A 19,611-nucleotide genomic window follows, 5' to 3' on the forward strand; every position below is an offset into this window, starting at 1 on the left:
GCTGCAAACGGGCTTGCACTGCCTGCGGCGCTGTGATTACACACTTGTATAACAACCGCAGCTTCGCCCTGGCCCCGCCATGCACCCCACCGCCCGCTCGCCAGCCCGACTTCCAGCCCGACCCGTGGCCCAGCCGATGGCCCAACTGGTCGCCCCGCCGGTCGAACGCCGCGCCTTCTTTCGCGACACCGAGGCAAACCGCCGCGAATCGCTGATTGCGGCCACCCAGGCGCTGGTGGCCGAGGGCGGGCCGCAAGCCGCCACCGTGCGCGCCATCGCCGCCCGTGCCGGGGTCACCCCCGGGCTGATCCGGCATTACTTCGGATCGAAGGACGAGTTGATTCGCGCCGCCTACACCATGTTGGTGGACGGCATGACGGACAAGGGCGCCGACGCGCTGGAAGGCGTCGGGGCCGATCCCGAAGAACGGCTTGCCGCCTTCGTGGCCGCCTCGCTGCGCCCGCCGGTGGTGGACGGCCGCACCGTCGGCCTCTGGGCCGGCTACCTGCACCAGGTCCAGCAGGACGCGGGCCTTCTGGCCCAGCATGAAAAGGGCTACCTGCGCTACCGCGACCAGTTGCAGGCGCTGATCGCCGACCTTGGCCGCGCCGAGGTGACGGCGACGCAGTTGCGGCAAGAGGCCATCGCCTGCAATGCCATCCTCGACGGGCTGTGGCTGGAAGGCTCGGTCCTGCCACATGGCTTTGCCCCGGGCGAGTTGGTGCGCATCGGCCTGCGCGCCACCGGCGCCATCCTGGGCGTGAACCTGACCCGACACACCACCTTCATTCCCGAACTCTACCCGACAGCCGGAAAGACCGAGACATGAGATACGCCAGCGTTACCGAGCGGCTGAAACACCTTGGCTCGGCCAAGTGGGACCTGCATTTCCGCGCCCGCGCGCTGGCCGCCGCCGGCCGCGACATCCTGGAATTCACCATCGGCGAGCCGGACGTGCCCACGCCGGCAGCGCTGATCGAGGCCACCACCGCCGCGATGAACGCCGGCCGCACCGGCTATTCGAATGGCCGCGGAGAGCCGGGCACCGTGGCCGCCGTCGCCCGCCGCTATGCCGCCCGCCGCGGCCGCCCGATCGGCACCGACCAGGTGGTCTGCATTCCCGGCACGCAGACAGCTCTTTACGGCATCCTGCGCACGCTGGTCGAACCGGGCGACGAGGTGCTGCTGGGCGACCCCTACTACGCCACCTACGAAGGCCTGATCGCCCAGACCGGCGCCAGCCTGGTGCCGGTGCCGCTGCGCCCCGAGCACGGCTTTCGCCTGCAGGCCGCCGATGTGGCCGCCCGGATCACGCCGCGCTCGCGCGTGCTGTTCCTGAACACCCCGCACAACCCCACCGGCGCCGTGCTGCGCCGTGCCGACCTGGCCGCCCTGGGCGAGATCGCCCGCGCCCACGACCTGTGGATCGTCTCGGACGAGGTCTATGAGGAACTGGTCTTCCCCGGCGTCGCCTTCACCTCGCCGCTTGACCTGCCCGAACTGGCCGACCGCAGCGTGGTTGCCGCCTCGATTTCCAAGTCGCATGCGGCGCCGGGTTTCCGGTCCGGCTGGGTCGTCGGCCCGACCGAGTTCATCAGCCGCATGCTGCCGCTTGCAGAAACCATGCTTTTCGGGGCGCAACCCTTCATCGCCGACATGACAGCCCTTGCGGTTTCCGAACCTTCCCCGGTGGCGGCCGGCATGGCCGACCGCTTTGCCCGCCGCGCCGCGATGTTCCTTGACGGGCTGGACGGCGTGGCCGGGATGCGGGTGCATCACCCCGAGGCCGGCATGTTCACCTTGCTTGACGTGCGCGCCACGGGCCTGTCGGGCGAGGCCTTCGCCAACTCGCTTCTGGAGGAGCACAGCGTCGCCGTGATGCCCGGCGAAAGCTTCGGCGGCAGCCTTGGCGGCTGGCTCCGCGTCTCGCTGACCCAAAGCGACGACCGCACCGCCGAAGCGATCCGGCGCATCGCCGCCCATGCCGCCCGCCTGCAGGGCCACGCCGCATGACCACAGTGGGCGAACGTCTGGTGCAGGGCCTGGCGGCGCGCGGCGTCGAGGTGGTCTTCGGCATCCCCGGCGTGCACACGATCGAGCTCTATCGCGGCCTGGCCCAGGGCCTGGTCCGCCACGTCACCCCGCGCCACGAACAGGGCGCGGGCTTCATGGCCGACGGCTATGCCCGCGTCACCGGGCGGCCCGGCGTGGCCTTCGTGATCACCGGCCCCGGCCTGACCAACACGCTGACCGCGATGGCCCAGGCGCGGGCCGACAGCATTCCGATGCTGGTGATCTCGGGCGTCAACCGCCGCGCCTCGCTGGGCCGCGGCCTGGGCCTCTTGCACGAACTGCCCGACCAGGCGGCGATGGTCCGCGCGCTGTGCCCGACCGAGACGCTGACCGACCCGGCCCAGCTTGGCCCCGCGCTGGACCGCGCCTTCGCCGCGATGCTGACCGGCCGCCCCGGCCCGGCGCACCTGGAAATCCCGACCGACGTAATGGGTCTGCCCTGCCCCGACCTTCCCCCGCCCGCCGTGTTGCCCCCGCCACCGACGGCGACCCCGCAGACGCTGGCCGAGGCGGCGGCCCTGCTGGCCCGCGCGCAGCGCCCGGTGATCCTGATCGGCGGCGGCGCCCGCTTCGCCGAGGAGGAGACGCGCGCCCTCGCCGAGGCGCTCGACGCCCCCGTGATCCAGACCGCCAACGCCCGCGGCCTGATGCACGGCCACCCGCTGACCGTTCCCGCCTCGCCCAGCCTTGAGGCCACCCGCGACCTGATCCGCGCCGCCGACGCGATCCTTGCCCTCGGCACGGAACTTGGCCCCACCGACTATGACATGTACGTCAACCACCGCCTGCCCGACCTGTCCGGCATGATCCGGGTCGATCTTTGCGCCCGGCAACTCGCCCGTCACCCCGCCCGCCTGACCATCCAGGCCGAGGCAAGGTCCTTTGCGGCCGCCCTTCTGCCGCTGCTTTCGCCCCGTCACGCCCAAGGCGCCGAACGCGCCGCAACGGCCCGCAAGGCGGCCCGCGCCGAACTCGCCACGCTCCACCCCGCCATGCCCGAGCAACTGGCGATGGTCGAGGCGATCCGCGACGCGGCCCCCGGCAGCCTGATCGTCGGCGACAGCACCCAGCCTGTCTACGCCGCGAACCTGTTCTACGACCACGACCGCCCCCGCGGCTGGTTCAACGCCGCCACCGGCTACGGCGCCCTTGGCTACGGCCCCGGCGCCGCGATCGGCGCCGCCATCGCCGCCCCCGGCACCCCCGTCACCTGCCTGATCGGCGATGGCGGCCTGGGCTTCGACCCGGCCGAGTTGCGCGTCGCGGTGGACGAAGGCCTGCCGGTGACCTTCGTGGTCTGGAACAACGCCGCCTTCCGCGAGATCGCCGAGGCGATGACCGCGGCCCAGACCCCGGTGATCGGCTGCAGCCCCAGCCCCTTCGACATGTCCCACCTCGCCGCCGCCTGCGGCCTGCCCTTCGCCCGCGTGCCGCAAGACCCCAAAGCCCTGGCCGCTGCCCTCAGGGCGCCCTGTGATGGGCCAAGACTGATCGAGGTTCAGGCCCGCTGAGCGCCGTCCCGCGTGCGCAGCATCAGTGCGGCCAGCGGAAAGATGCACATCAGCACCACGGCGGCAACGACAAAGGCCGCCCGCAGCCCGAAGGCCCCGGCGATGAACCCCAGCATCGGCGGGCCGAAGAAATAGCCGAAGTAGCCCAGCAGCGTGGCCCGCGCGACGGCCCGCGCCCGCGCCTCGGGCGGACCCAGCCGCCCCACCAGCGAAAACGCCGTGGGCGCGATGACCGAAGACCCGATGCCCATCACGATGAACCCGGCATAGGCCATGCCGGGCGACACCGCCTGGCTGGCGATCAGTGCCCCCAGGGCCGAGATTGCGGCCCCGCCCTTGAGCAGCGTGAAGGGGCTGATCCGTGTCACCAGCCCCTGCCCGGCCAGCCGCGCAAAGCCCATCGTCAGCGCCAGCGCCGCCGGCCCCATCGCGCCCTGCCCGGGGCTGCCGCCCAGCGTCTGCTCGATGTGCAGGGCCGACCAGTTCTCGGCCGCGTTCTCGGTCAGAAAGGCGATCAGCACCATGCCGCCGCCGATCACCGGCACCAGCCCGAGGCCCCCGCCCGAACCGCCCTTCGGCCGCCGCAAGCCGTGGATGCGGCCGTCCCGCTCCCACGTTGCCAGCGCGCAGAGCAGGCCGAAGGCCGCCATCGTGCCCATCACCCAGGCCGGCGACCAGCCCCAGCCGCGCATCACCCCGGTGCCCAGCGCGCCGCCGGCATAGCCGAAGGAATAGGCGGCGTGGGTCAGGTTCATCAGGTGCAAGCCGCGCTCGGTCTCGATCTGCGCGGTGCGGGCGTTCATCAGCACATCGGTCAGCCCGGTGGCCGCGCCGCAGGCCATCATCGCCAGCGGAAACAGCCACACCACGGCCGTCTGCCCTGGCAGCGCGAAGACCAGCGCCATCGCCCCGGCCGAGACCGGCAGCGCGACCCGCCCCAGCCCGGCGCCGAGGACGGGCGCCAGCAGCATGGCGGTGACGGCGGCGATCGGGGTGAACAGGATCAAGAGGCCCAGCCGCGCCTCGTCCACGCCCAGCATGGCCTTCAGGTCCGGCAGCACCGCCGCGAAGGTGCCCCACAGCACGCCCATGGCCGCAAAGGCCGCCACCGCCGGCCGCGCGGCGATCAGGGTCTGGGCAACGGGCATTGGCGGCTCCGGACTTTCCGAACCCGACAGCTAGCCCGACCGTCCGGTGCCGTCCATCCTGCCGGCGACACCGCAAGGCCGCGAACCGGCGGTGATCCGCAAGGGCGCAGGCAGGCGGGGGCCAGCCCCCGCACCCCCGGGGTATTTTTGCCAAGATGAAGGGAAAGCAGCTTCATCTTGGCCCAAATACCCCCGCCGGAGGCACCTTTGCGCCGACGGCCCGCTTGCGCGCAGAGCCGGGATGAAAGGCTTGTGGCCGCCCTTGCGGTCGCCTTGCCGGAAAACGCCGGTCGCCCCCGCAGCTTAGGCTTTTTACGGCTTTCCCTGCCGCCGATTCCCCGCTATAGGCCCCGGGTCGCGCCATGCACCCTTGGAGGATGGCGGACTTTACAGGAGAAAACCAATGGCTCGCGAGATCCCGGATCTTCAGGCCGTGGTACGGACGGGGACAGGCAAGGGGGCCGCCCGTCAAGCCCGCAGAGAGGGCTACGTACCCGGCATCATTTATGGCGACGGCAAGGAGCCGACGCCGATCAACCTGAACTACAACTATCTGCTCAAGCGCCTGCGTCAGGGCCGCTTCCTGCAGACGCTGTTCAACCTCAAGGTCGAAGGCCAGCCCGACGGCCATGTGATCTGCCGCGGTGTGCAGCGCGACGTGGTCAAGGACCTGCCGACCCACGTCGACTTCATGCGCATCCATGACGAATCGCGCATCAACCTCTACATCCACGTGACCTTCATCAACCACGAGGCCAGCCCCGGCCTCAAGCGCGGCGGCACGCTGACGGTGATGCGTCCCGAGGTCGAGCTGGAAGTGATGGCGGGCGACATTCCCGACCACATCACCGTCGACCTGTCCGGCAAGCAGATCGGCGACGTGATCCACATCAACGACATCGAACTGCCCGCCGGTGCCAAGCCGACGGTGGCGCGCAACTTCGCGGTGGCCAACATCGCGGCTCCGGCCGGCATCGCCGCCTCGACCGAGGAAGAGTAAGGCCACCGGCCTGACAGGACCACAGGATGCGGGGGGCCCTGGTGCCCCCCGTTTTCATTCGGCGATGCGCTGGAACACCAGCGTCGCCCCACGCGAGCCGTGGATCGAATAGGCGAAGCCCTCGGCGGCCAGGGCATCGAACAGCCGGCGCGTGCCCTGCGGCCCGTAGCGGCCGGGATGGATCTCGACCACCAGCAGCCGGACCCCGGGCAGCGGGCGGGCCAGAACCTCAAGCTCGGCGCCCTCGATGTCGCAGCACAGCACCGTGGGCCGGACCTCCGCGATCAGCCGGGCGATCGGCAAGGCGGGCACGCCCTCGCGGCGCACCCCCGGCCCCCAGCCCTCGGGGCCTTCCAGCGACGAGGCCCAGAAGGTTGGCCGCAGGCCGAATTCCACCGTGCCCTCGCCCTTGGCCACCACGGCGGCGTGGATCACCCGGACCGCGCCAAACCCGTTGGCGGCCAGATTGGCGCGGGCCAGCGCCGCCGTTGCCGGCCCCGCCTCGACGCCGGTCACCGCAGCCTCACCCAGCACCCCGGCCGCCAGCGCGCACAGGAACCCAAGGCCCGCGCCCAGATCGACAAACCGGTCGCCGGGCTGCAGGTGGCGCAGGATCGCCTCGGCTTCGGTATGTTCGTAGCGTCCGGTTTCCAGCGCCTTTTCCAGCGCGCCGTGGACCTCGGCCGCGGGCAGCGACAGGGTCAGACCGCGCAGGGTGAAGCTTCGCATGGCTCAGGCCGGTTGAGGGGGCGGCGCATCGCCGCTATACCCGGACAGGCTGGCCCGGATGGGGCGCAACATCAAGGCGGCAGGGCGAATTCGGTGAAACTCTTCGTGGGCCTTGGCAATCCGGGCGCGAAATACGCCGGCAACCGGCACAACATCGGCTTCATGGCGGTGGACCGGATCGCAGCCGACCACGGCTTCGGCCCGTGGAAGAAGGCGTTCCAGGGGCAGGCCAGCGAAGGCCGCCTTGGCGCCGAAAAGGTGGTTCTGCTCAAGCCCGAGACCTTCATGAACCTCAGCGGCCAGTCGGTCCGGGCGGCGGTCGATTTCCACAAGCTGGACCTGGCCGATCTTGTGGTCTTTCACGACGAGCTGGACCTTGCCCCCGGCAAGGCCCGCGTCAAGCAGGGCGGCGGCCATGCCGGGCACAACGGCTTGCGCTCGATCCATGCACACCTGGGGGATGCCTATGGCCGGGTACGGCTGGGCATCGGCCATCCGGGGCACAAGGATGCGGTCGCGGCCTATGTGCTGCACGATTTCGCCAAGGCCGAACAGGACGGGCTGGACGACCTTCTGCGCGGGATCAGCGATGGCGCGGCGGCGTTGGCGGCCGGGGATGCCACGCGGTTCATGAACGCGGTTGCCCTGCGCACCGCGCCGCCGCGGACCTTGGCCGCCGCCGGTCAGCGACCCGCGCCGGCACCCGCAGAGGCGCCCCCAGAGGTGCCCCCAGCGACGCCCGCCGAGGCGCCCGCTTCCCTCGAGACCCGCAGTCCGATGCAACGCCTGCTGGACAAGTTCCGCTGACGCGGCGGCGGAGGGGCGGTCGCGGTGTGGACCATGGGCGCGGCGATGGCGCTGGCTGCGGCCGATTGCCGACGCCGCATGGCGACGTCCGCGCGAATTCCCGGGCGGGGCCGGTCAGGCCTGGCCGCCGGTACCCTTGGCCGAACCGCCGCGCGGCAGCATCCCGGCCAACGCCCGGCTGACCAGCGCCGAAACCTTTGGCCGCTCGACCGCCCGGAACGGCAGCGGCCGGCACAGTTCCATCGCGGCAATCCCGATCCGCGCCGTCAGCGCGCCGTTCACCACGCCCTCGCCGAACCGCCGCGACAGCTTGGACAGCACGCCGCCGCCGGCGACCGACCCGATCAGGTCGTCGGTCAGCGCCACCGCCCCGGTCGCCACCAGCGAGGCAAAGACCTTGCGCATGAGCTTCCAGCTGCCCAGCGTGCCGGCCCGGCCGCCGTAGATCTCGGCGATCCGGCGGATCATCCGCAGGTTGGAAAACAGCGCCACGGCCACGTCGGCCAGCGCCATCGGCACCAGCGCGGTGATCAAGGCAACCCGCCGCGCCGCCGCCTCGATCTCGGTCCGGACCAGCGCGTCCAGCGGACCCAGCACCTCGGTCTCGGTCAGGTTCAGCAGCGCATCGGCGTCCAGCACATCCTCGGCGCGCTCCTTGTAGCGCGACAGGCCCCAGGCCGCTTCGGCCCTTCCGTCGTACAGCGCCAGCACCGCCGCGGTCACGCCACGCGCCTGCGCAAGGTCCGCCTCGGCATGCGCCGTCTCGGCCCGCGCCCGCAGGGCATCCAGCCGGGCCAGCCGGGCGAACCCGGCGATCTCGCGCAGCGACATCAGCACCGCCGCCACCACCACGACCGACACCAGCACCACCGCGATCCAGCCCAGCAGCGCGTTGCGGGCCAGAAGGTTGGTGACGAAATCCCAGGCCGCGACCGACAGGACCAGGGTCACAAGTGCCCCGAAGGCCCAACCGGCAAACCGGCGCAGCCGGTTGGGCGGGGCGGTGGCGATCGCCGCAACCGCCTGCATCGCCTGGCCGTCGCCGCGCAGTGCCGCGTCGGGCACCGGCGGCGCCGCGGCGGGATCGGCCTCGTCATCCTCCAGCTCGATCAGGAAGGGTTTCCGCGAGAAGGGATTGGGGGCCTCGCTCACAGCCGGTCTCCGATCAGGAATTCCACCGCCCGGTCCAGGCGGATGTGCGGCGGACCTTCGCCCGGACGCAGCACCAGCCGGGCCGGGGCAAAGCACATCACGCCATATTCCGCATCCAGCCACTTCGCCGCCCCCGAGCGTGCCGGCGACAGCACCCGCGCCGGGTCGCTGGGCAGCGCACCGGGATACATCACCGCCGGCCGCCCGGTGGCCAGCAACCGGCCCTTCACCGCCGGCAACCGGTGACCGTCGCGCTCCACCACTTCCTCGACCGTCGCGCGCAGGCCGGCCAGCGACAGCGCCGCCACCTCGGCCCCGGCGAATTCCGCCCGGCCCTTCGCCTCGACCAGCATCGCCTCGGCGATCGCTGTCAACTGGGCGTGCTGCTCGTGGTGCAGGTGGTCGGCCTTGGTGGCGGCGAACAGGATCTTCTCGACCTTGCGCGCCCCCAGGATCGCCGCCAGCCAGCCGGTGCGCCCCACCCGGAAGGCCATCAGGATCTCGGTCATCAGCCGGCGCATGTCTTCCACCGCGCGCGGCCCCTGATGGATGGCCCCCAGCACGTCCATCAGCACCACCTGCCGGTCGATGCGGGCAAAGTGATCGCGAAAGAACGGTGCCACCACGCGGTCCTTGTAGGCCGCATAGCGCCGCTCCATCTCGCGCCAGAGGCTGCCGCGGGGGCTTTCGGCCGGGCGGCGCAGCGGCGCAAAGGTCAGCACCGGAGAGCCGGCAAGGTCGCCGGGCAGCAGGAACCGGCCCGGCGTGCAGTCGGAATGGCCGGCCGCGCGGGCGGCCTGAAGATAGTCGGTAAAGACCCGTGCCAGGGCCTGCGCCTGCGGCTCGTCCAGCCGCGACGCTCCGTCCTGGGTCCGCACCAGGGCCAGGAAGGCCGCGCCCTCGGGCCGCTCTTCCAGCCGGACCAGCGTTTCCTGTGCCCAGGTTTCGTAGTCCTTCTCCATCAGCGACAGGTCCAGAAGCCATTCGCCCGGGTAGTCGACGATGTCCAGGTGCACCACCGTCGGACCGCGAAAGCCGCCGAACCAGCCGCCGGGCCGCACCCGGAACGACAGCCGCAGCTCGGAAATCGTGCGGGTGCTTTGCGGCCAGTGCGGCCGGTCGGCCAGCAGCGCCTCCATGTGGCCCTCGTAGTCGAACCGCGGCAAGGTGACGTCGGGCTGCGGCTGCAGGAAGACCGCCTCGATCCGGCCTTCCCGCTCGGCCGTCAGTTGCGGCATCCGGCCTCGCGACAAGAGGTTGGCGATCAGGCCGGTGATGAAAACGGTCTTGCCGGCGCGGGACAGACCGGTGACGCCCAGCCGGATGACCGGTTCGAAGAGGTATTCCGAAACCCGGGATTGCACGCCCTCGACACTGCGCGCGATGCCGTCTGTGATGCCGAAGAGAGCCAAGCTTGGGTCCTTTCCGGCGCCAAGATAGGCCCGGTGGGATGCATTGGAAAGGTGGACAGGTCAAGGCCCTTGCGCTAAGCGCCGCGACATGGCGCGCTTTGCCCTCAGGATCGAATACCATGGCGGGCCGTTCTGCGGCTGGCAACGGCAGGCAGAGGGGCTGCCCTCGGTGCAGGCGGCCGTCGAGGCGGCGCTGGGGCGGCTGGAACCGGCCGAGCACCGGATCGCCGCGGCAGGGCGGACGGATGCGGGCGTGCATGCCACGGGCCAGGTCGCGCATGCCGATCTGGCCAGGGATTGGGACCCGTTCCGCCTGTCCGAAGCGCTGAACTGGCACCTGAAGCCCCTGCCGGTGGCGGTGACAGCCTGCGCCCGGGTGGCCGACGACTTCCACGCCCGCTTTTCGGCCGTGGAGCGGCGCTACCTGTTCCGCATGGTCGCCCGCCGGGCACCCGTCACCCTTGACGCCGGTCTGGTCTGGCAGGTGCGAGAGCTGCCCGATCCAGCCGCCATGCGCGACGCCGCGTCGCACCTGGTGGGCCGGCACGACTTCACCACCTTCCGCTCGGCCCTGTGCCAGGCCGACAGCCCGGTCAAGACGCTGGACGAGATCGCCATCGACGAGGTGCCCTGCCCCGGCGGCCACGAGATCCGCTTCACCCTGCGGGCGCGCAGCTTCCTGCACAACCAGGTGCGCTCGATCGTCGGCACGCTGGAGCGGGTGGGCGCCGGCGCCTGGCCGCCGGCGCGCGTGGCCGCGGCCCTGGCCGCCCGCGACCGCGCCGCCTGCGGCCCCGTCGCCCCGCCGCAGGGGCTGTATCTCACCGGGGTGTCCTATCCGGCCGACCCCTTCGCAGGATGACCCGTCGCCCGGGGGCGCTTCGCCCCCCACGGCCTTGCGGCCTCCCCCCGAGGATATTTTCGCAGAGAGGAAGGCCATTAACGTTAATCCGGCGTTTACCCGAATCGCCGGACACTGGCCGCGCGGTACAGGCGGGGACGCCGATGACCGCCAGAGGGGAAGGCGCCCTGCGGCTTGACCTGGTCTCCCGCGGGGTGCCCGACCTCTTTCCTCCTGCCTTCCTCTCTGGAGAAATATCCTCGGGGGGAGGCCGCAAGGCCGTGGGGGGCAGACAGCCCCCCGGCGACGCCGGCCAGGGGCGAGACGGTGGACCGGAGACGGTGGACCGGCGGGCGCATTTGGCTTAGGGGTGCCAGGGCAAAGAAGCATGAGGCGCTCGCGATGACCCTGAGCCAGTTGATCCTGACCCAACTTGCCGATCCGTTCCGGATCGGGCTGATCATCGCGCTGGTTGCGACCATGGCGCGCACCCGCGCCGCGACCGGCACGGCCCTGCCGCTGGCGGCGGGTGTTCTGTTCGTCGCGGTGATCCTGCCCACCACCATGGGCCGCGGCCTGGCCGAGCCGCTGTGGCGGCAGGTCTCGGCCGGGGTGCTGTCGAATGCGGTGATCCTGGGCATCACCCTGGGCATCTGGACCGCGATCCGCCGCGCGCGCGGCAACTGAGCGGCAGCCAGGCCAGGGCTTGGGCGGATCTCAGGCCAGCAGGCGGCGCACTTCGCGGCGCAGGATGTCCAGTTCGAACGGCTTGGCGACGAAACCGTCGGCGCCCAGTTCTCGGGCACGGCGCTGGTCCTGGGCCGAACCGCGCGCCGTCATCATCAGGATGCGCACGCCCGCCATGGCCGGATCGTCGCGCAGGCGGTGACAGATCTCATAGCCCGACAGCCCCGGCAGCATCACGTCGAGCAGCACCAGGTCCGGCACCTGCGCCCGGATCATCGCAAGCGCCTCGGTGCCGTCGGCCACGCGGTCATGCGCATAGCCTTCGCGCCCCAGCACGAACTCCAGCGCCAGGGCGATGGAATCGTCATCCTCGACGATCAGCACCCGCCTGGGCGGGGCCACGACGTCAGAACCGGCTGAGTCCTTGGGCATAAGCAAGGCGAACCTGACAGCAGGAAAAGGGAAAAGGGACAAACGAATATTGCCGCAGAAAGAAGGACGGGCCGGGAAACCCCGGCCCGTCCGGGCACATCACCGACCCTGGTCGGCGAAGATGTCCTTCTTGTGGGTACCGCCCGGCACGAAGAGCGCGCCGATGACCACGGTCATCACCGCCACCACGATGGCGTACCACAGGCCGGCGTAGATGTTGCCGGACTGGGCCGAGATCGCGAAGGCGGTCGCGGGCAGCAGGCCGCCGAACCAGCCGTTGCCGATGTGATACGGCAGCGACAGGCCCGAGTAGCGGATGCGGGTCGGGAACAGTTCGACCAGTGCCGCCGCGATCGGGCCATAGACCATCGTCACCAGCAGGATCAGATAGGTCAGCACCGCGATCACCGTCAGTTTCTGGGCCGTGAAGATGTCGATGAAGTTCGCGGCCTTGGCGACGGTGGTGTTCTTCTCGGGCACCAGCGGATAGCCCGCCGCGGACAGCGCCTCGTTCAGGCCCTTCTCGAAGGCACCCTTCACGCCGCTTTCCTTGGCAACCAGCGCCGAAGCCTCGTCGTACTTGGCCAGCGTCTCGGTCGGAACCGGCACACGGGCATAGTCCACCACGGCCTGGGCCTTGGCGACCGCAACCGTTGCTTCGTCGAGCTTGGCCTTGGCGGCGGTCTTCGCCGCCTCGTCGGTGCCTTCATCGGCCTTCTTGGCCACCTTGTCGGCGGTGCTCATGACTGCCTTGGCGGTGGCCAGTGCCTTTTCGGCATCGCCCAGCGCGGTGGCCTGCGCCGGGTCCATGGCCTTCTTCACTTCTTCCAGCGCCGCCTTGGCGTCGGCGATGGCCTTGCTGTTCTGGGCGGCGTCATAGGCCGTCACTTCGATGTCGCCGACCTTGACGGTCGCGACCGAACCGGCCGGCCCGTCAACCGTGGTCGAGTTCACCGAGGTCCGCGACAGCTGCGCCTTCACGATGTCGCAGCTGTTGTTGAACTTGGCGGTCCCCACCGGGTTGAACTGGAACGAGCAGTTCAGCGGGTCGGCGGTCACCACCACCGGCACCTGGTGGGCGGCGTGCATCGCCGGGTTCGCGGTCTTGGTCAGGAAGGTGAACACCGGGAAGTAGGTCACCGCGGCGATCAGGCAGCCGGCCAGGATGATCGGCTTGCGGCCGATGCGGTCCGAGAGAGAGCCGAAGAAGATGAAGCCCCAGGTGCCCAGGATCAGCGACCAGGCCACGAAGACGTTGGCCGAGAAGCTGTCGACCTTGACGACGTTCTGCAGGAAGAACAGCGCGTAGAACTGGCCCGAATACCACACCACGGCCTGGCCGGCGGTCAGGCCGAACAGGGCGATCAGGGCGAACTTGCCGTTTTTCCACTGGCCGAAGGCTTCGCGCAGCGGTGCCTTCGAGGCGGAACCCTCTTCCTTCATCTTCTTGAAGGCAGGCGACTCGTTCATCTGCAGGCGGATGTAGAGCGACACCGCCAGCAGCACGATCGAGCCGAGGAACGGGATGCGCCAGCCCCAGGCGTTGAACGCCTTCATCATCGCCGGCGTGCCGTCGGCGTTGAAGGTGGCCAGACCGGCGGCATCAAGCACCGGCTGCTCGGGGAAGTTGCCGTTGACGTAGCCCTGCACCGACAGGATGACGACCAGCGACAAGAGCAGACCCAGCGTCGCCGTTGTCTGGATGAACGAGGTGAAGTAGCCGCGCTGGTTCTGCGGCGCGTGTTCGGCCACATAAACCGCCGCACCGCCGTATTCGCCGCCCAGGGCCAGGCCCTGCAGCATGCGCAGGGCGATCAGGATGATCGGCGCGGCGATGCCCCAGCTGTAGTAGTTGGGCAGCATGCCGACGATGAAGGTCGACAGGCCCATGATCAGGATGGTCATCAGGAAGGTGTACTTCCGGCCGATCAGGTCACCCAGCATGCCGAAGAACAGCGCGCCGAACGGGCGCACGATGAAGCCCGCCGCAAAGGCGAGCAGCGCGAACACGTTGCGCGTCGATTCCGGGAACGGCGTGAAGAACTGCGCGCCGATGATCGCGGCGAGCGAGCCGTAGAGATAGAAGTCGTACCATTCGAAGATCGTCCCGGCGGAAGATGCCAGAATGACCTTCTTCTCCTCCCGGGTCATGGGACGTGCCCGATCGCGCACGTCCGTGGATGCCATTGCCATCGTATCCTCCTTGTTGCCCCGCCGGAAATGGTCGGGGCGGTCCCTTTCGCATTCGGCCTCTTGCCCGCCCGCGAAAGACGGGCCGGGCCCCTGGGCCCGCGACCCCGCTTGCGGGGCCTCGGGTCGGGCGAGAAGGGCATCCCGCATGGTCGCGCGAGCCGCCTCCCCCTCCGGTCATTTCGCCTGCGCCCGGGGGTTCCTCCTGCCCCGGATGCCGGCCTCGCTCAGGCCGCTACCCGCCCCATGATCTGGCCAAGGGCGGCGCGGATCGCCGCGATGGAACCCATCGCGTCGATCCGTTCCAGAACACCTTTTCCCTCGTAATAGGCGATCAGCGGCGCCGTCTGGGCGTGGTAGGCCTTCAGCCTTTCGCGCACCGTTCCGGCCGTGTCGTCGGCGCGGCGCTTGAAGCCCGTGCCGCCGCATTTGTCGCAAGTGCCCGCCACCGCGGGCTGCTTGAATTCGTCATGATAGCCTTCGCCGCAGGCGGCGCAGGTGTAGCGGCCGGAGACCCGGCCGACCATCGCCTCGTCGTCCACCTCAAGGCTGACGGCGGCGGTGACACGCTGGCCATTGCCGGCCAGCAGCGCGTCCAGCGCCGCGGCCTGGCCGTCGGTGCGCGGAAAGCCGTCCAGGATGATGCCGCGGGCCACGTCGGGCTGCGCCATGCGGTCCTTGAGGACAGCCAGCACGATCTCGTCGCTGACCAGCTGGCCTGCCTCCATCACCGCGCGGGCCTTGCGGCCGGCCTCGGTGCCCTGGGCCACCGCGGCGCGCAGCAGGTCGCCGGTCGAAAGCTGGATCAGACCGAAGTCCTCTTCCAGCATCCGCGCCTGCGTGCCCTTGCCGGCCCCGGGGGGGCCAAGCAGGATCACCACGGGGGCCTTGTCCGCTGCCATCTCAGCCCCGGTGCATCCGGTTTTCGATCAGGTCGTCCACCACTGCGGGGTCGGCCAGCGTCGAGGTGTCGCCCAGGGCGCCAAAGTCGTTCTCGGCGATCTTGCGCAGGATGCGGCGCATGATCTTGCCCGAGCGGGTCTTCGGCAGGCCGGGGGCCCACTGGATGAGGTCGGGCTTGGCGATCGGGCCGATTTCCTGGCGGACCCAGGCTTCCAGTTCCTTGCGCAGGGCATCCGACGGCTCGACGCCCTTCATCAGGGTGACATAGGCATAGATGCCCTGGCCCTTGATGTCGTGCGGGTAGCCCACGACGGCGGCCTCGGCCACCTTCTCATGCGCGACAAGGGCGCTTTCGACCTCGGCGGTGCCCATCCGGTGGCCCGAGACGTTGATCACGTCATCGACCCGGCCGGTGATCCAGTAGTAGCCGTCGGCATCGCGGCGGCAGCCGTCGCCGGTGAAGTAATAGCCCTTGTACTGGGTGAAATACGCCTCCTCGAAGCGCTCATGGTCGCCCCAGAGCGTGCGCATCTGGCCCGGCCAGCTGTCGCCGATGCACAGCACGCCTTCGGTTTCCGTCTCTTCGTGCACCTTGGCGGTCGCGGCATCCAGCACCACCGGCTTGACGCCGAAGAACGGCAAGGTGGCCGAGCCGGGCTTGGTGGCAATGGCGCCGGGCAACGGCGTCAGCATGTGGCCGCCGGTCTCGGTCTGCCAGAAGGTATCGACGATGGGCTTGGTGCCCTTGCCGACGTGCAGGTTGTACCAGCTCCAGGCCTCGGGGTTGATCGGCTCGCCGACCGATCCCAGCACCTTGATCGACGACAGGTCGTGCTTTTCCACCCATTCCGGGCCAAGGCCCATCAGGCTGCGGATCGCGGTGGGCGCGGTGTAGAACTGGTTGACCCTGTGCTTGGCGCAGACCTCCCAGAACCGGCCGGCGTCGGGGAAGGTGGGCACGCCCTCGAACATCAGCGTGGTGGCGCCGTTGGCGAGCGGGCCGTAGATGATGTAGCTGTGGCCGGTGACCCAGCCGACATCGGCGGTGCACCAGAACACGTCGCCGTCATGGTAGTCGAAGGTCAGCTGCTGGGTCATCGAGGCATAGACCAGATAGCCGCCCGAGGTGTGGACCACGCCCTTCGGCTTGCCGGTCGAGCCCGAGGTGTACAGGATGAACAGCGGGTCTTCCGCGCCCATTTCCACATAGGGGCAATAGGGCTTGGCCCAGTCCATCTGCTGGCGCAGGTCGATGTCGCGGTCGGCGATCCAGTGGATCTGGTCGCCGGTGTGCTTGACCACCAGGCATTTCACCCGGTCGGAACAGTGCAGCAGCGCCTTGTCGGTGTTGTCCTTCAACGGCGTCTTCTTGCCGCCGCGCGGGGCGTAGTCGGCGGTGATCACCACCTTGGCGTCGCAGTCGTTGATCCGGTTCGCCAGCGCATCGGGCGAAAAGCCGGCGAAAACGATGGAATGGATGGCGCCGATCCGCGCGCAGGCCAGCATGGCGTAGGCCGCCTCGGGGATCATCGGCAGATAGATCACCACCCGGTCGCCCTTGCGCACGCCGACCGACTTCAGCACGTTGGCCATCCGCGAGGTTTCTTCCAGAAGCTTCGCATAGGTGATGTGCAGCGCCGGGGTCTTGGGATCATCGGGTTCCCAGATGATCGCGGTCTGGTTGGCGCGGGAAATCATGTGGCGGTCGATGCAGTTCGCGCTGACGTTCAGCGTGCCGTCCTCGAACCACTTGATGTCGACGTGACCGACGTTGAAGTTGGTGTTCTTCACCACCGTGAAGGGCTGGATCCAGTCGATCCGCTGGCCGTGTTCGGCCCAGAAGGCATCGGGATCGGTGATCGAGGCCTCATACATCTTGGCATAGGTCTCGGCGTCGATATGCGCGTTGGCGACAAAATCGTCCGACGGGGCATGCAGGGCATGCGCATCAACGTGGTCTTTCATGGCGTCCTCCCGAAAGATCGCAGACCCGGCCCTGGCCTGCGCCCATACCGCCCGGGGCTGCCCCGGACAAAGCTTCTCTGACTCATTGTAACGCATCGTCAATTTTCTGGTAACCCCTTTTAACGCAAACATTTTTCTGTCAACAAATTAACGCCAATGCCGTCAAGTCTGTAAATTGTGACAGGAATGAGGCGGATTTGCCGCGCGTTTTCAAGGCGCTACAGATTGACAAGGGCGGCGCCGTCAAGGGCCGCTGCGAAGCGGCGGACCAGCCAGGGCCCGCCGGGGCGCACCGCAACCCTGCGGCGAGCGCAGCGGCAGGCCAGACGATTCGACGGCCGCCGGGGCGCCACGCTTCGGCGCAGCAACCGGAATTCGAAGTCGAATTCCGTGCACGATTTCCGGCTTCGGAAATCGTTTCCCGCCCGCCGCCGCCTCTAGCTGCGGCTGGCGGCGCATTCGCGCAATGCGGCCAGATCGGGCAGATAGCGCGCATGCGGCTCGCGCAGGCCCTGTGCCAGCAGCACCGCCCGCACCTGCGGCGGCGCGCCCACGATGCACAGCTGCCCGCCCTTGCGGTGCAGCTTGCGCGCCAGCACGTCAAAGCTCTTGGCGCCGGAACTGTCGATCATCGGTACGTCGGTGAAATCGACGGCAAAGATCCGCGGCCGTTCGGCGATGCGGTCCAGCACCCCGCCGACCTGCGCCGCCGCGCCAAAGAAGAACGGCCCGTTCAGGTGGTAGATCATCACGTCGCTCATCGGCGGACCGCCCTCTTCGACCGGCACCTCGCCTTGGCGCAGGCCGGTCGCATCCGACATCCGCTTGATGAACACCAGGCCCGCGATGGCGAAGCCGACCACGATGCCCTCGGTCAGATCGCGGAAGACGACCAGCAGGAAGGTGGTCAGGATGATCAGCGCATCGCCGCGCGAGGCGCGGACGAGGTTCCAGAATTCCTCTTTCTCGACCATGCCCCAGCTGACCAGCGCCAGCACTCCGGCCAGGGCGGCCAGCGGGATATAGGCGGCATAGGGGGCGGCGACGGCCATGAAGGCCAGCAGGAACAGCGCGTGCAGCATGCCCGAAACCGGGCCATGGCTGCCCGCGCGCACATTGGTTGCGGTCCGCGCGATGGTGCCGGTGACGCAGAACCCGCCGAACAGCGCGGCGCCGATGTTGGCCACCCCCTGCCCCACCAGTTCCGCGTTTGACCGGTGGCGGGCGCCGCTCATGCCGTCGGCCACCACCGCCGACAAGAGTGACTCGATGGCGCCCAGCAGCGCGAAGCTCAGCGCCCAGGGCAGCGCCGCGGTCAGTGCGGCGGCATCCACCGCGGGCAGCACCGGCAGGGGCGGCAGGTTCGGCAAAGCGCCGAAGCGGCTGCCGATGGTCTCGATCGGCATGCCCAGCGTGGCGGTGCCGATGGCGGTCAGCACCACCGCGATCAGCATGCCGGGCCAGTGCGGCTTGAACCGGCGCACGGCCAGGATGGTGACGATGGTGATCAGCGCCACGCCCACCGCTTGCGGCGTGACGCTGCCCTTGGCGTCCCACAGGCTCTGCAGCTTGGCGATGATCTCGGCCGGCTCCGGTCCGGCCAGGGTCAACCCGAACAACTCCTTGATCTGGCTGGCGAAGATGATCACACCGATGCCCGCGGTAAAGCCGACGGTCACCGGATAGGGGATGAACTTGATGTAGGTCCCCAGCCGCAGCAGGCCCGCGACGATCAGGATGAACCCCGACAGGAAGGTGGCCGTGATCAGCCCCGGCAGGCCAATGGCCATGACGCAGGCCGAGATCAGTACGATGAAGGCCCCCGCCGGCCCGCCGATCTGGTAGCGGCTGCCGCCGAAGGCCGAGACCAGGAAGCCGCCGATGATGGCGGTGTTCAGTCCGCGCTCGGGGCCGACGCCGCTGGCGATGGCAATGGCCATCGACAGGGGCAGCGCCACGATGGCAACGGTCAGCCCGGCCAGCGCATCGGCCTTGAGGTTGCTGGCGCGATAGCCCTCGCGAAAGACGGTGACGATCTTTGGTAGGAACTCGTCCGGGACGCGGTTCGTGCGGGTCAGATCGGTCATCAAGGGCACCGGGGCCAAGTGCGGACTGCCAGAAATTGCTGGCCTGTCGGTCTGAATGGCGCCAGAAGACTCTGGCCTCTTCTTGCTGTCAACAGCGTTCTGGCCGACCCATGACCGATCCCTCGCCCCCGCGCCGCCCCGACCCCGTCGCCCCCGCCGATGCCGAGGCGCGGACGCTGGCGCGCGACCTGCTGGCGCGGGCGGATCATGCCGCACTGGCCTGGACCGACCCTTCCGACGGCACGCCGGGGATCAGCCGGGTGGCCTTCGGGCGGGCGCCGGACGGCTGTCCGCTGACGCTGGTGTCGGGCCTTGCGCCGCACCTCGGGGCGCTGCGGGCGCACCCCGCCTGCGCCGTGCTGGTGGGCGAGGTGGGCGCAAGGGGCGATCCGCTGACCCACCCGCGGCTGATGCTCCGGGCCCGGGCCGAGATCGTGCCGCCGGCGGGGCCGCGATGCCCTGCGCGGCCCCTGGCTGGCCCGGCACCCCAAGGCCAGGCTCTACATCGACCTGCCGGATTTCGCCTTTGTCCGGCTGCATCCGCTATCGGCGCTGCTGAACGGCGGCTTTGGCCGGGCGTTCCGGCTGACCGCGACCGATCTGCTGGGGTAGCGCATGGCACAAGGGCGGGGACGGTCGCCCAGACCGCCCCCGCCCGCCCCGTGGCGCCCGGC

Annotated in this window: 16 protein-coding genes and 1 pseudogene; 8 read left to right on the plus strand and 9 right to left on the minus strand. The window is 69.6% G+C overall.

The window, feature by feature from the left end:
- Positions 1-136: 136 nt before the first annotated feature.
- The 3 genes from LHP98_RS09950 to LHP98_RS09960 are packed head-to-tail and all read left to right on the plus strand — an operon-like array spanning position 137 to position 3,584.
- Entirely contained in the window at positions 137-829 is a 693-nt protein-coding gene (locus LHP98_RS09950; protein WP_227252381.1) for a TetR/AcrR family transcriptional regulator, read from the plus strand.
- The gene (locus LHP98_RS09955; RefSeq protein WP_227252382.1) at positions 826-2,013 is read left to right on the plus strand and encodes a pyridoxal phosphate-dependent aminotransferase; all 1,188 of its coding nucleotides are present in this window, start codon (positions 826-828) and stop codon (positions 2,011-2,013) included. The genes LHP98_RS09950 and LHP98_RS09955 overlap by 4 nt, the downstream gene beginning before the upstream one ends.
- A complete protein-coding gene (locus tag LHP98_RS09960) occupies positions 2,010-3,584 on the plus strand; it encodes a 5-guanidino-2-oxopentanoate decarboxylase (RefSeq protein WP_227252383.1) in 1,575 nt (524 codons plus the stop codon). Before LHP98_RS09955 ends, LHP98_RS09960 begins: the two co-directional genes overlap by 4 nt.
- On the opposite strand, the gene LHP98_RS09965 is transcribed toward LHP98_RS09960, so the two are convergent.
- Positions 3,572-4,732 carry an MFS transporter gene (locus tag LHP98_RS09965; RefSeq protein ID WP_227252384.1) on the minus strand — a complete coding sequence of 387 codons (1,161 nt, stop codon included), beginning with the start codon at positions 4,730-4,732 and terminating at the stop codon, positions 3,572-3,574. The genes LHP98_RS09960 and LHP98_RS09965 overlap by 13 nt on opposite strands.
- A gap of 403 nt (positions 4,733-5,135) precedes the next feature.
- On the opposite strand from LHP98_RS09965, the gene LHP98_RS09970 reads away from it, so the two are divergent.
- On the plus strand, positions 5,136-5,732 hold the full coding sequence (locus LHP98_RS09970) for a 50S ribosomal protein L25/general stress protein Ctc (protein ID WP_227252385.1): 597 nt from the start codon (positions 5,136-5,138) through the stop codon (positions 5,730-5,732).
- A 54-nt stretch (positions 5,733-5,786) separates the two neighbouring features.
- Here the strand turns inward: LHP98_RS09970 and LHP98_RS09975 are convergent, their stop codons facing one another.
- On the minus strand, positions 5,787-6,461 hold the full coding sequence (locus LHP98_RS09975) for an FkbM family methyltransferase (RefSeq protein ID WP_227252386.1): 675 nt from the start codon (positions 6,459-6,461) through the stop codon (positions 5,787-5,789).
- A gap of 93 nt (positions 6,462-6,554) precedes the next feature.
- Here LHP98_RS09975 and pth point away from each other — a divergent pair, with 93 nt between their 5' ends.
- Positions 6,555-7,268, plus strand: a complete 714-nt coding sequence (gene pth / locus LHP98_RS09980) for an aminoacyl-tRNA hydrolase (RefSeq protein ID WP_227252387.1) — start codon at positions 6,555-6,557, stop codon at positions 7,266-7,268.
- 114 nt (positions 7,269-7,382) lie between these two features.
- On the opposite strand, the gene LHP98_RS09985 is transcribed toward pth, so the two are convergent.
- Entirely contained in the window at positions 7,383-8,420 is a 1,038-nt protein-coding gene (locus LHP98_RS09985) for a YcjF family protein (protein WP_227252388.1), read from the minus strand.
- Positions 8,417-9,832, minus strand: a complete 1,416-nt coding sequence (locus LHP98_RS09990) for a YcjX family protein (protein ID WP_227252389.1) — start codon at positions 9,830-9,832, stop codon at positions 8,417-8,419. Before LHP98_RS09990 ends, LHP98_RS09985 begins: the two co-directional genes overlap by 4 nt.
- Before the next feature lie 88 nt (positions 9,833-9,920).
- Here LHP98_RS09990 and truA point away from each other — a divergent pair, with 88 nt between their 5' ends.
- Both truA and LHP98_RS10000 read left to right on the plus strand, forming a co-directional pair.
- Positions 9,921-10,694, plus strand: a complete 774-nt coding sequence (truA, locus tag LHP98_RS09995) for a tRNA pseudouridine(38-40) synthase TruA (protein WP_227252390.1) — start codon at positions 9,921-9,923, stop codon at positions 10,692-10,694.
- A gap of 381 nt (positions 10,695-11,075) precedes the next feature.
- A complete protein-coding gene (locus LHP98_RS10000) occupies positions 11,076-11,360 on the plus strand; it encodes a hypothetical protein (protein WP_227252391.1) in 285 nt (94 codons plus the stop codon).
- 30 nt (positions 11,361-11,390) lie between these two features.
- On the opposite strand, the gene LHP98_RS10005 is transcribed toward LHP98_RS10000, so the two are convergent.
- The 5 genes from LHP98_RS10005 to LHP98_RS10025 all read right to left on the minus strand — a co-directional run bounded on the left by LHP98_RS10005 (position 11,391) and on the right by LHP98_RS10025 (position 18,937).
- On the minus strand, positions 11,391-11,792 hold the full coding sequence (locus LHP98_RS10005) for a response regulator transcription factor (protein WP_413687689.1): 402 nt from the start codon (positions 11,790-11,792) through the stop codon (positions 11,391-11,393).
- A gap of 99 nt (positions 11,793-11,891) precedes the next feature.
- A complete protein-coding gene (locus tag LHP98_RS10010) occupies positions 11,892-13,943 on the minus strand; it encodes an MFS transporter (protein ID WP_227252393.1) in 2,052 nt (683 codons plus the stop codon).
- Positions 13,944-14,209: 266 nt separating this feature from the next.
- A complete protein-coding gene (locus LHP98_RS10015; protein ID WP_227252394.1) occupies positions 14,210-14,884 on the minus strand; it encodes an adenylate kinase in 675 nt (224 codons plus the stop codon).
- Position 14,885: 1 nt separating this feature from the next.
- Positions 14,886-16,850 carry an acetate--CoA ligase gene (gene acs / locus LHP98_RS10020; protein ID WP_227252395.1) on the minus strand — a complete coding sequence of 655 codons (1,965 nt, stop codon included), beginning with the start codon at positions 16,848-16,850 and terminating at the stop codon, positions 14,886-14,888.
- Positions 16,851-17,287: 437 nt separating this feature from the next.
- Positions 17,288-18,937, minus strand: coding sequence for a SulP family inorganic anion transporter (locus tag LHP98_RS10025; RefSeq protein WP_227252396.1), 1,650 nt, complete (start codon positions 18,935-18,937; stop codon positions 17,288-17,290).
- 110 nt (positions 18,938-19,047) lie between these two features.
- Here LHP98_RS10025 and LHP98_RS10030 point away from each other — a divergent pair.
- A pseudogene (locus LHP98_RS10030) lies at positions 19,048-19,549 on the plus strand (HugZ family protein).
- The last annotated feature ends 62 nt before the right edge of the window (positions 19,550-19,611 follow it).

This window comes from Rhodobacter sp. Har01, from assembly GCF_020564565.1.
Classification (GTDB): Bacteria; Pseudomonadota; Alphaproteobacteria; order Rhodobacterales; family Rhodobacteraceae; genus Pseudogemmobacter.

Bases quoted from the DNA above. Each gene is read 5' to 3' on its own strand.
- LHP98_RS09950 (WP_227252381.1), top strand. From the start codon at position 137: ATGGCCCAACTGGTCGCCCCGCCGGTCGAACGCCGCGCCTTCTTTCGC.
- acs (WP_227252395.1), bottom strand. From the start codon at position 16,850: ATGAAAGACCACGTTGATGCGCATGCCCTGCATGCCCCGTCGGACGAT.
- LHP98_RS10010 (WP_227252393.1), bottom strand. From the start codon at position 13,943: ATGACCCGGGAGGAGAAGAAGGTCATTCTGGCATCTTCCGCCGGGACG.
- LHP98_RS10015 (WP_227252394.1), bottom strand. From the start codon at position 14,884: ATGGCAGCGGACAAGGCCCCCGTGGTGATCCTGCTTGGCCCCCCCGGG.
- LHP98_RS10005 (WP_413687689.1), bottom strand. From the start codon at position 11,792: ATGCCCAAGGACTCAGCCGGTTCTGACGTCGTGGCCCCGCCCAGGCGG.
- LHP98_RS10025 (WP_227252396.1), bottom strand. From the start codon at position 18,937: ATGACCGATCTGACCCGCACGAACCGCGTCCCGGACGAGTTCCTACCA.
- LHP98_RS09970 (WP_227252385.1), top strand. From the start codon at position 5,136: ATGGCTCGCGAGATCCCGGATCTTCAGGCCGTGGTACGGACGGGGACA.
- LHP98_RS09975 (WP_227252386.1), bottom strand. From the start codon at position 6,461: ATGCGAAGCTTCACCCTGCGCGGTCTGACCCTGTCGCTGCCCGCGGCC.
- LHP98_RS09960 (WP_227252383.1), top strand. From the start codon at position 2,010: ATGACCACAGTGGGCGAACGTCTGGTGCAGGGCCTGGCGGCGCGCGGC.
- LHP98_RS10000 (WP_227252391.1), top strand. From the start codon at position 11,076: ATGACCCTGAGCCAGTTGATCCTGACCCAACTTGCCGATCCGTTCCGG.
- truA (WP_227252390.1), top strand. From the start codon at position 9,921: ATGGCGCGCTTTGCCCTCAGGATCGAATACCATGGCGGGCCGTTCTGC.
- LHP98_RS09955 (WP_227252382.1), top strand. From the start codon at position 826: ATGAGATACGCCAGCGTTACCGAGCGGCTGAAACACCTTGGCTCGGCC.
- LHP98_RS09965 (WP_227252384.1), bottom strand. From the start codon at position 4,732: ATGCCCGTTGCCCAGACCCTGATCGCCGCGCGGCCGGCGGTGGCGGCC.